The organism is Acinetobacter pollinis (genome assembly GCF_015627175.1).
GTDB classification, from domain to species: Bacteria; Pseudomonadota; Gammaproteobacteria; order Pseudomonadales; family Moraxellaceae; genus Acinetobacter; species Acinetobacter pollinis.
The window spans coordinates 1-13,537 of record NZ_VTDQ01000051.1 but is presented as its reverse complement, the minus strand read 5'-3'; the positions used below and the strand labels follow the sequence as shown (position 1 = coordinate 13,537).

The 13,537-nt window shown below is 36.0% G+C and carries 17 protein-coding genes and 1 tRNA gene; 12 read left to right on the top strand and 6 right to left on the bottom strand.

The genetic code is table 11. The annotated features are described in order from the left end of the window. On the top strand, positions 1 to 183 hold a 183-nt coding region (locus I2F23_RS12660; RefSeq protein WP_195772328.1), incomplete at its 5' end, for a transposase. A gap of 412 nt (positions 184 to 595) precedes the next feature. Here the strand turns inward: I2F23_RS12660 and I2F23_RS12655 are convergent. Then, positions 596 to 671: transfer RNA gene (locus I2F23_RS12655), tRNA-Arg, on the bottom strand. Between the two features lie 184 nt (positions 672 to 855). Between I2F23_RS12655 and I2F23_RS12650 the strand changes: the two genes are divergently transcribed. The 7 genes from I2F23_RS12650 to I2F23_RS12620 all read left to right on the top strand — a co-directional run bounded on the left by I2F23_RS12650 (position 856) and on the right by I2F23_RS12620 (position 7,237). Then, positions 856 to 1,791: an ABC transporter ATP-binding protein gene (locus I2F23_RS12650; protein WP_195772947.1), complete on the top strand. Its 936-nt coding sequence runs from the start codon at positions 856 to 858 to the stop codon at positions 1,789 to 1,791. Beyond that, positions 1,788 to 2,561 (top strand): ABC transporter permease, encoded by a 774-nt coding sequence (locus I2F23_RS12645; protein ID WP_195772946.1) that lies wholly within the window; start codon positions 1,788 to 1,790, stop codon positions 2,559 to 2,561. Before I2F23_RS12650 ends, I2F23_RS12645 begins: the two co-directional genes overlap by 4 nt. Further along, the gene (queF, locus tag I2F23_RS12640) at positions 2,558 to 3,376 is read left to right on the top strand and encodes an NADPH-dependent 7-cyano-7-deazaguanine reductase QueF (RefSeq protein WP_195772945.1); all 819 of its coding nucleotides are present in this window, start codon (positions 2,558 to 2,560) and stop codon (positions 3,374 to 3,376) included. Before I2F23_RS12645 ends, queF begins: the two co-directional genes overlap by 4 nt. 101 nt (positions 3,377 to 3,477) lie before the next feature. Next, entirely contained in the window at positions 3,478 to 4,131 is a 654-nt protein-coding gene (locus I2F23_RS12635) for a hypothetical protein (RefSeq protein WP_195772944.1), read from the top strand. Between the two features lie 95 nt (positions 4,132 to 4,226). Beyond that, positions 4,227 to 5,369, top strand: coding sequence for a rod shape-determining protein RodA (gene rodA / locus I2F23_RS12630; protein WP_195772943.1), 1,143 nt, complete (start codon positions 4,227 to 4,229; stop codon positions 5,367 to 5,369). 16 nt (positions 5,370 to 5,385) lie between these two features. Then, complete coding sequence (gene mltB / locus I2F23_RS12625; RefSeq protein ID WP_195772942.1) at positions 5,386 to 6,384, top strand: lytic murein transglycosylase B; 999 nt, start codon at positions 5,386 to 5,388, stop codon at positions 6,382 to 6,384. 253 nt (positions 6,385 to 6,637) lie between these two features. Next, the gene (locus tag I2F23_RS12620) at positions 6,638 to 7,237 is read left to right on the top strand and encodes a septal ring lytic transglycosylase RlpA family protein (protein WP_195772941.1); all 600 of its coding nucleotides are present in this window, start codon (positions 6,638 to 6,640) and stop codon (positions 7,235 to 7,237) included. Between the two features lie 80 nt (positions 7,238 to 7,317). Here I2F23_RS12620 and I2F23_RS12615 read toward each other — a convergent pair whose 3' ends face one another. The 3 genes from I2F23_RS12615 to rpsB all read right to left on the bottom strand — a co-directional run bounded on the left by I2F23_RS12615 (position 7,318) and on the right by rpsB (position 9,621). Further along, on the bottom strand, positions 7,318 to 7,785 hold the full coding sequence (locus I2F23_RS12615; RefSeq protein WP_195772940.1) for a DUF3465 domain-containing protein: 468 nt from the start codon (positions 7,783 to 7,785) through the stop codon (positions 7,318 to 7,320). 71 nt (positions 7,786 to 7,856) lie between these two features. Beyond that, entirely contained in the window at positions 7,857 to 8,732 is an 876-nt protein-coding gene (gene tsf / locus I2F23_RS12610; RefSeq protein ID WP_195772939.1) for a translation elongation factor Ts, read from the bottom strand. Positions 8,733 to 8,868: 136 nt separating this feature from the next. Further along, positions 8,869 to 9,621 (bottom strand): 30S ribosomal protein S2, encoded by a 753-nt coding sequence (rpsB, locus tag I2F23_RS12605; RefSeq protein ID WP_195772948.1) that lies wholly within the window; start codon positions 9,619 to 9,621, stop codon positions 8,869 to 8,871. Positions 9,622 to 9,835: 214 nt separating this feature from the next. Here rpsB and map point away from each other — a divergent pair, with 214 nt between their 5' ends. Next, positions 9,836 to 10,660, top strand: a complete 825-nt coding sequence (gene map, locus I2F23_RS12600; protein ID WP_195772938.1) for a type I methionyl aminopeptidase — start codon at positions 9,836 to 9,838, stop codon at positions 10,658 to 10,660. 107 nt (positions 10,661 to 10,767) lie between these two features. Beyond that, the gene (locus tag I2F23_RS12595; protein WP_266096406.1) at positions 10,768 to 11,322 is read left to right on the top strand and encodes a chorismate mutase; all 555 of its coding nucleotides are present in this window, start codon (positions 10,768 to 10,770) and stop codon (positions 11,320 to 11,322) included. Positions 11,323 to 11,372: 50 nt separating this feature from the next. Here I2F23_RS12595 and I2F23_RS12590 read toward each other — a convergent pair whose 3' ends face one another. Both I2F23_RS12590 and I2F23_RS12585 read right to left on the bottom strand, forming a co-directional pair. After that, a complete protein-coding gene (locus tag I2F23_RS12590; RefSeq protein ID WP_195772936.1) occupies positions 11,373 to 11,729 on the bottom strand; it encodes a roadblock/LC7 domain-containing protein in 357 nt (118 codons plus the stop codon). Between the two features lie 254 nt (positions 11,730 to 11,983). Beyond that, entirely contained in the window at positions 11,984 to 12,667 is a 684-nt protein-coding gene (locus I2F23_RS12585; protein WP_195772935.1) for a helix-turn-helix transcriptional regulator, read from the bottom strand. Positions 12,668 to 12,864: 197 nt separating this feature from the next. Between I2F23_RS12585 and I2F23_RS12580 the strand changes: the two genes are divergently transcribed. Both I2F23_RS12580 and I2F23_RS12575 read left to right on the top strand, forming a co-directional pair. Further along, positions 12,865 to 13,065 (top strand): ogr/Delta-like zinc finger family protein, encoded by a 201-nt coding sequence (locus I2F23_RS12580; protein WP_195772934.1) that lies wholly within the window; start codon positions 12,865 to 12,867, stop codon positions 13,063 to 13,065. A gap of 312 nt (positions 13,066 to 13,377) precedes the next feature. Continuing rightward, positions 13,378 to 13,537: helix-turn-helix domain-containing protein (locus tag I2F23_RS12575; protein WP_213014676.1), on the top strand; the 160-nt coding region annotated here is incomplete at its 3' end.

The window sequence follows — 13,537 nt, the reverse complement described above, 5'->3', positions numbered from 1 at the left end:
GCAGACACACAGGAGTTACTAGAACATCATGGGCATCAGATTTTATGGTTACCGCCTTATAGCCCTGATTTGAATTCTATTGAAAAGACTTGGGCATGGATTAAGAAAAAGAGAAAAGAATGGCAAGAGGATTGTATTGATCGACTCTTTCAGATGTTTTTTCATTTTTGTATGAGTAATTAGATTGTTTGACTATAGTATCTTGTGTTGCTCTAATAATTTAGTAATGAAATTCTCTAGAACAAATCCCAAAGTCACCATTTTTATTTCTTATTCTACTTTGGTCATCATTAGGTTTTTTTTATTTGTATGCCTTTTCTTTTCTATAATCCTTCAAAGCTAACAATATAGGCTTGAGCGTCAATTCCCTTGATCTGTCTGGTCAAAGGGATTATTCTTTGGCTTATTTTAAGAGTCATCTGATTTGTTTAAGTGGACTTTCCCCACCAAAAGACAGAAGATGAAATTTAGAAACGATTTCTAAATAGTTAGATAGTAGACTTTGCAAAATTTAGCGAGGTTTATTTTTTTGAGCATAGGTTTTTTTAGCCTTTACGCCAAACATCATACAAGTTATTGATTTTATTCGTTGTACTGGTACGCCCAGCGGGACTCGAACCCACTCCACAGGCTTCGGAAACCTGTACTCTATCCAGTTAAGCTATAGGCGCATGACTTATTTTCAGCACATCATAGCAAAAAACACAATAAAATAAAGCCTAATCCCTGAAAGTGAAATTTTTATGCTTATCATTTAAGCGTCCCATGATTAGGAAGCTGAATTACAAGATGACCACTTGGTTTCTTGAAAAGAATCCATCACAATATATCTATCTAACTATACGTGAGAACTTCATGACTGATGCTTTAATGCTTCACGAGTTGTCGAAAACTTATAAAAATGGTTTTCAAGCACTCAAAGGTGTCAATTTGAACGTACCTGAAGGTGAATTTTATGCGCTTTTAGGTCCAAATGGCGCAGGAAAATCGACAACTATAGGCATCATTAGTTCACTGACAAAAAAAACATCAGGAAAAATAGAAATCTTTGGTCATGACCTAGACCGTCACCCATCCAATGCAAAACAATGCTTAGGTGTAGTTCCTCAGGAATTTAATTTTGGACACTTTGAAAAGACGTTCGATATTTTAGTTACTCAGGCAGGTTATTACGGTATTCCCAAAAAAATAGCGGAAAACCGCGCAGAACACTACCTTGAAAAACTAGGATTATGGTCTAAACGAAATACTCAAGCACGTATGCTCTCGGGTGGTATGAAACGTCGACTCATGATAGCCCGTGCCATGATGCATGAACCTAAACTACTCATTTTAGATGAGCCTACAGCAGGTGTAGATATTGAGTTACGCCGCTCTATGTGGGATTTTCTGAGTGAAATGAATGATAACGGTACAGCTATTATTCTGACGACTCACTATCTAGAAGAAGCAGAAATGCTTTGCAGGCGAATTGCAATTATTGACCATGGCGTAATTAAAGAAGATACCTCTATGAAAAGCTTCTTAGGTCAATTGAATGAAGAAACTTTTATTTTTGATCTAGAACAGCCGATAGAACCAATTTCATTAGATATTATCGGTATGCAATTTAACTTAGTTGATCCTATTACTCTAGAGGTTACTATGGATAAAGCGCATGCAATCAACGAGCTTTTCCAGCTTTTTGAAGTTTTAGGTATTCAAGTTAGAAGTATGAGAAATAAATCAAATCGACTCGAAGAACTTTTTGTTAAAATGGTAGAAAAAAACTTACAAGGAGCTTCTTCATGAATATGAGTCAGCTCAATATTGCGTTATGGACACTCATTACAAAAGAAGTCCGTCGTTTTATGCGCATATGGCCACAAACCCTACTTCCACCAGCAATTACTATGAGCTTGTATTTTGTCATTTTTGGCAATCTAGTAGGCTCTAGAATTGGTGACATGGGTGGCTTTAGTTACATGCAGTTTATCGTTCCTGGTCTCATTATGATGTCAGTGATTACGAATAGTTACTCAAATGTTTGCTCAAGCTTTTTTAGCGCAAAATTTCAAAAAAGTATTGAAGAATTAATTACAAGTCCAGTTCCCCTCTCTCTTGTGCTTTGGGGATATGTAATTGGTGGAATTTGTCGTGGTGTATTAGTGGGCTTTATTGTCACGCTCGTGAGTTTATTTTTCACCCATCTAGAAATTCACAATATGTTCATTACTATTTATACCGTTATTATTACAAGCCTTTTATTTTCAATTGCAGGTTTTATTAACGCAGTTTATGCGCGTTCATTTGATGATATTTCAATTGTACCTACATTTGTACTTACACCTCTCACTTATTTAGGTGGTGTATTTTATGCCATTAGTACTTTAAGCCCTTTTTGGCAAAAGTTATCTCTGATTAATCCAATCGTATATATGGTTAATGCTTTTCGTTACGGCATTTTAGGACATAGTGATGTAAACGTGACAACCTCACTAATTGTCATTACACTATTCTGCGCAGTTTTTTATGCATTTGCTTACTATTTATTATCTCGTGGTTCAGGAATACGTGAATGAGTGTCGAACAATCTTTACTGGGCAAAGAAACCCAGTATCCAACACAATATCAACCAGATATCTTATTTCCAATTCCACGTGAACCATCACGTATAGCTTATGCATCTATCTCCGATATTGCACAAGGTACTGACTGGTGGCATATTTTTGAACTTTCATGGCTCAACACCCAGCACATTCCTCAAGTTGCAATTGGTCGTCTAAGCATTCCAGCAAACTCAAAATTTTTAATTGAGTCTAAATCTCTAAAGTTATATTTTAATAGTTTAAATTTTACATGTTTTGCAGATCAAAAGAATCTTATAGATACTGTAGAAACAGATCTTTCACATGCAGCACAAGCATCAGTTAAACTTGAGTTACTTGATGCAAATAGCCTTATGGTAGATCAACCTCAAGGTATATGCTTAGATCAATTTTCTCCCAATAAAATGTCTTCAGAACCAGACGCGACACTTCTTGAGTTCGATAAAGAAACTGAAGAAGAAACTGAAGAGTTACTCTACTCTAACTTATTACGTAGCAATTGCCCTGTAACTGGACAACCGGATTGGGGAACTGTCTTTATTCGGTATGAAGGCAAAAAAATATCTAAAGAGAGTATCTTGGCATATATTATTTCATTCAGACAGCACAATGGCTTTCATGAACAATGTGTAGAACAAATGTTTGCTGAAATTTGGCAAACGTTACGACCTAAGAAACTGATGGTTTATGCTGCCTACACGCGTAGAGGTGGTTTAGATATTAATCCTTGTCGTGTTTCTGATTTGTCTTGGAAACCTGAAAAACCATTTCGTCTTTCGAGACAATAAAAAAACTATTGTGATGTACTATAAAGTACATCACAGCCTTTGATAAAGATGTAACATACTCTAAAATACAAATGCGATATGCCTAACATAGTGAGATATTTATGGCACACTTTGGTTTTGTTCCGTCTGAACATTTACTGATAAAAATCCAAGAAATTATTCAAAAAAAAAATCATAGCGAAGCGCTTTATCCCCTTCGAGATGAAATTGCGCTACTTATAAATCAAGAAATTATTCAAGTATTACTCACACGTGTTATTGCCGACTTCCCTCAAAGCGAAAAAAGAGAGACTGCGGAAAAACTTGCTCAATTTATTGAATCGAGTGTAGCGACCCTTCTGAAACAGCTCCTTGGAAAAGCGCCCAATAAAACTGTTCAGCAATCCATTCAGTTTTCTAAAAAAAGCTTATTTAAGAAAGACAATGTTTACCACGTAGGCCAACATTTAGAATCACACATTACAATTAATCTTAAAGAAAACTTCAACCAGCTTCAACAAGGTAAAAAAGTAGACCTCATACTTTTATCAGAACACTATAAGCTATTTGCAGATGAAACCATTCGATATTATATGCATGATTTTTATCAAACTTTAGACTTAGGTATGATTAAGAAAAAGATAGCAGATATGGGATGCACTGCCATTAGAAAAGCAGTTCATATCGCTATTGATAAAATTATTCCTAGATTAAATAAAGAAGAATTAAAAATTATAGCCAGTCATCATGACAAATTGTTCTTTAATGAACCCTGAGTCGAATATACTATTTTTTTGTATTCGCTAGATAAGAAATATCTTGAATATGTTAGCATTCAGCCCTGCTGACCATCATCTATTAAGACAATATCATGCCACCAAGCTCACAATATAAATTCTTACGACAAGCTCCCCGTGATGGCCTCAGCACAGCCATGAAACCATCTCGTTGGCAAAAAATTCATGTTGATCCATGGCTCTTTTTATTTTTATTTCTTTGCGCCATTTTAGGACTGGTTGTGCTATATAGTGCATCGGCACAAGACACTGGACTTGTTACCAAACAAGCAATCAGTTTCAGTATCGGTTTTGTGGTTATGATTGCAATCGCACAAATCCCACCTAAAGTATTTCAAACCTTTTCCCCCTATTTTTATATTTTTGGCATCATTTGTTTAGGTGCTGTCAAAGCAGTGGGTGAAATTCGTTTGGGTGCACAAAGATGGCTTGATGTTCCAGGTATAGGCAGTGTTCAACCCAGCGAGTTTATGAAAATTGGTATGCCTATGATGGCAGCTTGGTTTTTAACACGCTACCCATTACCTCCAAGTTTTAAAAGTGTATTTATTACCCTTATTTTAATTTTTGTACCGTTCATTCTTATTGCTGAACAACCAGATTTAGGCACATCGCTTCTCGTACTTGGTAGTGGAATATTTGTATTATTTCTAAGTGGTCTATCTTGGAAGTTAATTGTCGCCGCAGTCGCTGCTGCAGGCATTGTTATTCCTATTGCTTGGGAGTTTCTTTTACATGATTATCAAAAACAGCGAGTTCTTACTCTCTTAAATCCAGAAGCAGATGCTTTGGGTACTGGTTGGAATATTATTCAATCCAAAACAGCAATCGGATCAGGTGGGTTTTCTGGAAAGGGTTTTTTACAAGGTACTCAATCTCATCTACATTTTTTACCTGAAGGACATACGGACTTTGTTATCGCTGCATATTCAGAAGAGTTTGGCCTCATTGGGGTTACCCTACTCATTTTACTTTATTTTGCGATTATTTGTAGAACATTCCAAATTGGTATGAATTCTTTTCATAACTATGGCAGATTACTTGCAAGCACCTATGGTTTGTCATTTTTTGTATATGTATTTGTGAATGCTGGAATGGTTAGTGGTATTTTACCAGTAGTAGGCGTACCTCTACCTTTTATGAGCTATGGTGGGACAGCAATCATCACACTCATGACGACCTTCGGAATTGTAATGTCTATACATACACATCGATAAATATATTGGACTTCTTATGTGGCTAAAAAAATTAAATAAAATTGGTCAGTACATTACCATTTTGAGTACAGCATTCATCTGTGTTTCATCTTGTCAGGCAAATGACTTTGTGAGTGCTCCGAACTACGATGCGTTCAAACAAAATGCCATGCAAAAGTATGGCTTAACGTCTGGTCAGATCGATCAAGCCATGGCAGGTGCAAAATCGAAACCAAATATTCTCAACATTATGCAACGCCCTGGAGAAAGTAAACCTTGGTATCAATATCAGAGTATGTTTCTGACACCATATACCATTCAAAAAGGTATACAGTTTAAGAATCAATATTCTGCCGTGTTACAGCAAGCTGAACAGCAGTTTGGCGTACCACAAGCCGTTATTTTGGGCATACTTGGAGTTGAAACTGGTTATGGTAGCAATAAAGGTTCTATTAGCACACGTGATGCTCTAGCAACACTTGCTTTTGGCTATCCAAGGCGTGCGGAATACTTTAGCGATGAACTCGCAGCACTCATTGCGTGGACATATAAAGATGGCGACCCCATCGAGTCTATTACAGGCTCATATGCTGGAGCCGTAGGCTATCCCCAATTTATGCCAAGTAATATTGCAAAATATGGCATTGACTATGATGGTAATGGTCATGTTGATCTACGCAACTCTGCACCAGATGCGATTGCATCAATTGCAAATTATTTAGCTAAACAAGGTTGGCAAAAAGATAGACCGATTGGTTTTGCAGCAAGATATACTGGCACAACGCCTGAAACAGTAATATCACAAGATTTAAATAAGCCTGTTCCATTTGGACTATTAAAAGAGCAAGGCGTTACACCACTAGACCCATTAATAAAAATTGATGATTTCGAACTTGTAAACTTAATACAGCTTCAAGGAGAGAATGGACCAATTTATTATATTACATATCCTAATTTCCAAGTTATTACGACCTATAACAGAAGTCGCATGTATGCGACTGCAGTTTGGCAACTGGGTGAAGAAGTCCAAAATTAACCTTTTAGTATAAATTCAACCAGTTTTGAAATATTTTTTTACAAAATTGGTTAAAAAAACAACTAAAGCACATGCGTATTCAGCCTTTTTGTAACTGTACTCCGCTCTTAGGTAGACACTGTCTATATATCACGCATATGATTCATGCTACGTCAAATACAGTAGCAGAAGTCTATTTATAGACAGATGTTATTATTTTTCAATAAGTTATTTTTTATTTATTGAGAAATAAAACTCTTCTAGGAGATTATTCATGCGCTTCCATGTGAAAGCCCTCGTGGCAGTGACCTTCGGGTTAGTACTGTCACAAACTCAAGCAGATTTAGTTCAATCGTCATTTAATACCAATGACAATGAAGGTAGTAACTTAGCAGCACGTGTCGTTAATCGCGATAATGACTCAAATCGCTATGTTCCATCTTTTAATAATTTTCCAAATTCAGAAGATAGAATTCGTAATCAAACATTAGCTTCTAAAGTAACTGTACCTAAAGATGAGCCATCTATGATTGATCGCTTAAATACAGTTGCGTCAAATACCGTACGTCGCTTTACACAAACGGGTATTGCCTCATGGTACGGAAGACAGTTCCATGGTAGAAAAACTGCAAATGGTGAAACATTCGATATGAATGCACTCACTGCCGCTCACCGTAGTCTTCCACTGAACTGTTATATCCGTGTGACTAATAAAGATAATGGTCGCAGTGTTGTAGTAAAAGTAAATGATAGAGGCCCTTTCCATGGAAATCGTGTTTTAGATCTTTCGTACGGTGCAGCAAAACGTATAGGCCTTACAAATGAAGGTACGGCTAAAGTAAGTATCGAACGTGTAGATGGACCAGACTCATAAAATAAAAAAAATACTAGAAGAATCATCTCCTCTATTTGACAACGTAAGCCACATTATTGTGGCTTTTATTTTACTTAGAATTATTGATATAGCTTTCCTGCAAATTTTAACCAACCATCTTCATGCTTATGACGAGGATCTTTATGCGTCCAATGAAGAACCCCTCCTTTATCATTATATTCATATTCACCCTTAAACTGAACAATACTCCCCACACTTAAATTTTGAACTTCTAGCGCAAGATCAATGTTATGTGCCACCAAAACTGTTATATTTCCTATTCCTAAAATGAATTTTTGGTGTCGTATACCTTGTTGGTCAGTTGGTAAAATTTTTCTTACGATGCCTTCTCCCTGAACAACTATATTACTCTGACGGTTTTGATACGCGCTTTGAATTGCGTGATTAGATTGTATAGCCTGTTTTTGAGGTGACTGATACGTAATATTAGAATAGGGCTCTGCCCGATGTTTATTTTGAAATGCCTTGTATGCAAAAATCGCAACTAATATTCCAACAATAAATATAATTATGTTCTTATTATTCATTTTAAGATTCCATCAAATTTGCCTTAAATACAAAAAAAGCCCCTAAAAGGGGCTTTTTTCACAGGGCTAGATTATTTAGCGCCTGCTTGAGCAGCAGCAACTTCTTCAGCGAAGCTTAATTCTGCTTTTTTCTCAATTCCTTCACCTACTTCAAAGCGAACGAATTCTGTAACAGTTGTACCTGTCGACTTAAGTACATCAGCAACTTTCTTATCGTTGTCAATTACGTACATTTGACGCTCAAGTGTAACTTCATTCAGATATTTCTCAACTGAACCAGTTACCATTTTTTCAACGATATTTGCAGGCTTACCAGATTCAATTGCTTTAGCTTCAGCAATTTCTTTCTCTTTTGCAACAAGCTCAGCAGGAACAGATTCTGCATTTACAGCAACAGGATTAAATGCAGCAATGTGCATTGCTAGACCTTTACCTGTATCTACATCACCAGTATAAGAAACAACAACACCAATTTTTAGACCGTGCTTGTAAACAGCAAGATTTTCGCCTTCAACAATTTTTGCACGACGAATTTGGATGTTTTCACCAATTTTTTGAACCAATGCAATACGTGCTTCTTCAACAGTTTGAGTTTCATCAAACTTCGCTTCAGCCAATTTTGCAGGATCAGTCTCACCAGTTGCTAAAATAACTTCTGCAACTTGATTAGAGAATTTTGCAAAGTTTTCATCTTTTGCAACGAAGTCTGTTTGAGAGTTTACTTCAACCAATACAGCTTTGTTACCATTTTGAAGAATTGTAATTGCACCGTCAGCCGCAATATTACCTGCTTTTTTAGCAGCTTTTGCTTGACCAGATTTACGAAGGTTATCAATCGCAACTTCGATATCACCATTCGCTTCTGTTAAAGCTTTTTTACATTCCATCATTGCAAGACCAGTACGGTCACGTAATTCTTTTACCATGCTTGCAGTAATTGCAGTCATGTTATTCTCCTAAATAAGGTAGAAAATAAATCTTTGAAGAAAAACGGCCCAAGGATAATGGGCCGTTTGCTTTTTCTCGACGTTTAATTTGCCACTATTACATGTCGCAAAAATGACAAGCTTGCGTCAAAACGCATTAAGCCTCTGAAGCAGCTTCTTTTGCTTCTTCGTTTTTAGCTTGAGCATTCGCTTGAGTTTGCGCGTATTCTTTACCAGCAATAATCGCATCAGCCATTGCTGAAGCATAAAGTGTTACTGCACGGATCGCATCATCGTTACCAGGAATAATGTAATCAACATTATCTGGGTTAGAGTTTGTATCAACGATACCAATTACAGGAATACCAAGGTTTTTAGCTTCTTTAATTGCAATTGCTTCGTGATCAACGTCAATTACAAATAATGCGTCAGGTAAACCACCCATGTTTTTCACGCCGCCTAAAGCACGCTCAAGTTTTTCCATTTCACGTGTACGTTCTAATGCTTCGCGCTTAGTAAGCTTAGCAAAAGTACCGTCTTGTGATTGAACTTGAAGATCTTTTAAACGACTGATAGATTGGCGAAGTGTTTTCCAGTTCGTCAACATACCACCTAGCCAACGGTGATCTACATATGGTTGACCAGCACGTTGAGCTTGTTCACGGATGATGCTTGCAGCAGCGCGTTTTGTACCCACAAATAAAACTTTGTTCTTTTTGCTCGCCAATTGGTTTGCATAGTTCAAAGCATCATTTAACGCAGGAACTGTATGCTCAAGGTTAATGATATGAATTTTGTTACGTGCACCAAAAATGTATTGGCGCATTTTTGGGTTCCAGAAACGTGTTTGGTGACCGAAGTGTGCGCCTGCTTGAAGAAGGTCGCGCATACCTACGTTATAATCTGCCATTTTAATACCTTTAATTTGGGTTAGGCCTCCATACGTCCTCATTCTCCACCCAACTTTGGGCACCCAGAGTAATGTGTCGACATATGTGCGGATTTTTGTCTTACGCTTTTACAATTACTTTCGCTAAATGAATTTATTCACGAAAAGCATTTGATAAAACGGGTGCGTATTTATACCATAGTCATACACAAATTACCAAAAGTTTTTAGAGATCATGAATAGTACTTACGAAGCTCCACGTCGACTCATCAAAACACCAGATGAAATTGAGAAAATGCGTGTGGCGGGACGTTTAGCAGCTGAGGTGCTGGATATGATTAAACCTCATATCAAAGCTGGAGTAAGCACACTTGAATTAGACCAAATTTGTCACGACTACATAGTTAAAGTACAAGATGCAATTCCAGCATGCTTGGGATATGGCGCAGCGCCTGGACGTGCAGCATTCCAACACTCTATTTGTACTTCAGTCAATCATGTTGTTTGTCATGGAATACCATCTGAAAATAAAAAATTAAAAAATGGTGATATTTTAAATATTGACGTAACAGTGATCAAAGATGGTTACCACGGAGATACCAACATGATGTATGTCGTGGGTGGTGAAACTTCAATTTTAGCAAATCGATTATGTAAAGTTGCTCAAGAAGCACTCTATCGTGGTATTGAAGTGGTTAAACCAGGTACATACGTAGGTGATATTGGTGCGGTTATTCAAAAATATGTAGAATCTGAACGATTTAGCGTTGTTCGAGAGTATTGTGGGCATGGTATTGGAACGACGTTCCACGATGAACCTCAAATTCTTCATTATGGCCAGAAAAATACAGGGATGCGTCTTGAGGCTGGAATGACATTTACAATTGAACCTATGGTGAATGCAGGTGTCTGGCAGACTAAAACTTTAGGCGATAAATGGACTGTCGTCACAAAAGATCATAAGTTATCTGCACAATATGAACATACACTTCTCGTTACAGATACAGGTGTTGAAATTTTAACACCACGTCCAGAAGAAGATTTAAGCCGTTTTCACTAAATTTTAAAAGAATGATAAGGCAGACATCGCACTGCCTTATCAATATGCATTAAAAATCAAAAAATTAAATAAATATGTGACACAATTCAAAATAATATTTTGATATATTGCTTTCTTTTCATATTGAGCACGTCAAAATGCGTAAAATATTTTTTCTTCTATGTTCTTTTTTTATATCGGTTCATGCCTTTTCAGCATCAAATAACAATTTATTTAATTTAATGAATCAAAGGTTATCATTTATGCCAGATGTGGCAGCAAATAAATACCTCACACATCAACCTGTAGAGGTTCTTGAACAAGAACAAAAAGTTTTAGAAAGAACATTAAGTATTGCAGATCAGGAAGGATTGGATGCCGACAGTGTAAAACCTTTTGTTATTGCACAAATGAATGTTGCGAAGGCAATACAGTACCGTTATATTGCCGACTGGCTATCTCAACCTAATATTCAGCTCAACCCACAAAGCCTAGATGCTGTACGTGTACACATTTCTAATTTAACCGTTGAAATGATGAAACAAATTGCAGTTTCTTTAAAAACAAAAGATAAGAGCATATGCAATTCAAGACGTTTTATGCACGACGTGAAATTTAATCATCTTACAAAATCAGATCAACAGTATTTATTTACAACACTACAAAACATTAAACTTAAATAATAAGCAAAAGATCAAATCGGATCCCCTATCCGATTTGATCTTTATTTGAATTAAGAAAAATCGAGATTATTTTCAAAATTCTTTAGCATATGTCTCGCCATTGCCAAATTTGCTTTATTCTGATCAAGAACAACATACAAAAAAAGTGCTGGATTATTTTTTAAAGGGCGAATTAAGTGATACTGATGACTTAACGTAATGAGGATATCTTCAACATCATCATCAATTCCCAAATTTTGCATGGTATTACGTTTAGCTAAAAGAATTTCTGTATTTCCCGCCGAGGCAATATCTAAGTCAATTCCCATTCCTTCGGTAGCAAGTGCTAAGCCACTTTCACTATCTACAAGCGAAGCGGCAACGAATCCATTGATATCTTCACTAAGTACATGTAACTGAATTGCCATAAAAACATTCCCCAAAAATAAAATAAAAATAAAGTAATTAAATTATATATTATTTTAATATTTCGTAAATGTTGGATAAATATCAGCAAAATAGAGAAGATATAGCATTGGTTTTTATTTTATGAATAAAATTCAATCACTTAAAATGGAATTTAAAAAAAATAATTCTAACATGGGAAATTATTGTAAACTTCCCATAAAATTTAAATGAACAATAATCGAACATTTAATAAAAATATGTGATAAAAAACACACTATGGCAATGGGTTTTGAACGTTAAATGCATAAGCAACGACGCAAAATTCTTGGTCCATAATTTCTTCAGCTGTAAGTGACTCTTCTGGATACTCCTCTTTATTTGCACTGACTATACGTACACCTCCCTTAGGCATACGGTAAAGAAATTTGAATTTAAACAGACCGCCATGACTAATCGCGTAAATCTTACCATCTGTAATATTTGTACGCCCGACATCAACATATACAATAGCACCACTATTAATAATCGGTGACATTGAGTCGCCAAAAGCCGTCAACGCATATGCATTGCACTCAGACACCCCATATCTACGAAGTGTAGATTTACTTAAACGTAATTTCCTTGTTTCATGACCAACAATTTCTGAAAAAGTACCATGACCACAAGAAACCAGCACATCTTTATAAAATGGAATTTCGACCTCATCATCATCAACAGGTGTGGTTGAGTCCCACCCTTTTACTTGTACAACGTCAACTTTTCCTTGTGTTTCTCCACCATTTAAAATCCAATTGGCAGAGACTCCAAAAGTTGCAGCACCTTTTAACGCACCAGGTTTCGACACTCCTCGTCTTTTCCAGTTTGTAATCGTTTGTGGAAGCTCTCCAATTCTTTTTGCAAGCTCTTCCTGACTTAATTGACCACTTACTTGAAGTAATCGCGCTAAAGAAGGATGCATTTTTTCTCTTACTCAACTATAGGTTTGTTATGCTTTGTTAATATTATTCCTGATTCACACACATAAGTAAACAAATAAAAATAAACAAAAGGCTTGCCACAAGTAAACATTTTGTTTATTGTTGAATGCATAAACGATATACATATAAGTTTATAACAAGCTGTTTAACCATAACTATGATGAAGTGAGATAATAAAATGATGAAATGCCCTGTTTGTAAACACGCCGCACACACTAGAACAAGCCGATATATTACTGATACTATGAAAGAAATCTACTATCAGTGCCGCAATGTGGAATGCTCCGCGACTTTTAAGGCAATTGAAAGTGTCGATCGCATTATTTCACAGCCTGAACTCATTCCTACACAAAAAACAAAATATACACAAGGTGTTTAGTTTTTCCCATAAAGGTAGCTAAAATAAGTACAAATTACTGTATAAAAATACAAAACTTTGAAAAACGATATGCTCAATAAGTTTAATAATGAAAATTTAAATTTTCTTTAAATACGGTCTAATTACTTAAGTCGAGGACAAAGATCTTCGACTTAACAAACTTTCTTTTAAATTAAAAAACGCTTTCTTATCTTCTGGTTGAGTGGATTAGAATAATATTTTGCGATAAAATTTCCTAAAATAACACTGATGATCAGATAAACTCCACAAAGTAATATAGTCAAACAATCAAAAATATAAGACAATTTAAAAATGAGTTATTCAGAACATTTTAGACGAAAAGTGATAGCGAAGCTTGAGGAAGGATATTCCATACGAGCGGTATCGACACAATTTGAAATTGATAAAAATACAATTTTGAGCTGGAAAAAACGAATTGAGGTTAAAAGAACTCGCCCACGCAAACCTTTTA

Excerpts from the sequence above, each read along its gene's own strand:
- rpsB (WP_195772948.1), bottom strand. The coding sequence starts at position 9,621 with ATGGCAGATTATAACGTAGGTATGCGCGACCTTCTTCAAGCAGGCGCA.
- queF (WP_195772945.1), top strand. The coding sequence starts at position 2,558 with ATGAGTGTCGAACAATCTTTACTGGGCAAAGAAACCCAGTATCCAACA.
- I2F23_RS12645 (WP_195772946.1), top strand. The coding sequence starts at position 1,788 with ATGAATATGAGTCAGCTCAATATTGCGTTATGGACACTCATTACAAAA.
- I2F23_RS12650 (WP_195772947.1), top strand. The coding sequence starts at position 856 with ATGACTGATGCTTTAATGCTTCACGAGTTGTCGAAAACTTATAAAAAT.
- tsf (WP_195772939.1), bottom strand. The coding sequence starts at position 8,732 with ATGACTGCAATTACTGCAAGCATGGTAAAAGAATTACGTGACCGTACT.
- mltB (WP_195772942.1), top strand. The coding sequence starts at position 5,386 with ATGTGGCTAAAAAAATTAAATAAAATTGGTCAGTACATTACCATTTTG.
- I2F23_RS12635 (WP_195772944.1), top strand. The coding sequence starts at position 3,478 with ATGGCACACTTTGGTTTTGTTCCGTCTGAACATTTACTGATAAAAATC.
- I2F23_RS12615 (WP_195772940.1), bottom strand. The coding sequence starts at position 7,785 with ATGAATAATAAGAACATAATTATATTTATTGTTGGAATATTAGTTGCG.
- I2F23_RS12620 (WP_195772941.1), top strand. The coding sequence starts at position 6,638 with ATGCGCTTCCATGTGAAAGCCCTCGTGGCAGTGACCTTCGGGTTAGTA.
- I2F23_RS12585 (WP_195772935.1), bottom strand. The coding sequence starts at position 12,667 with ATGCATCCTTCTTTAGCGCGATTACTTCAAGTAAGTGGTCAATTAAGT.
- I2F23_RS12580 (WP_195772934.1), top strand. The coding sequence starts at position 12,865 with ATGATGAAATGCCCTGTTTGTAAACACGCCGCACACACTAGAACAAGC.
- I2F23_RS12590 (WP_195772936.1), bottom strand. The coding sequence starts at position 11,729 with ATGGCAATTCAGTTACATGTACTTAGTGAAGATATCAATGGATTCGTT.
- map (WP_195772938.1), top strand. The coding sequence starts at position 9,836 with ATGAATAGTACTTACGAAGCTCCACGTCGACTCATCAAAACACCAGAT.
- rodA (WP_195772943.1), top strand. The coding sequence starts at position 4,227 with ATGCCACCAAGCTCACAATATAAATTCTTACGACAAGCTCCCCGTGAT.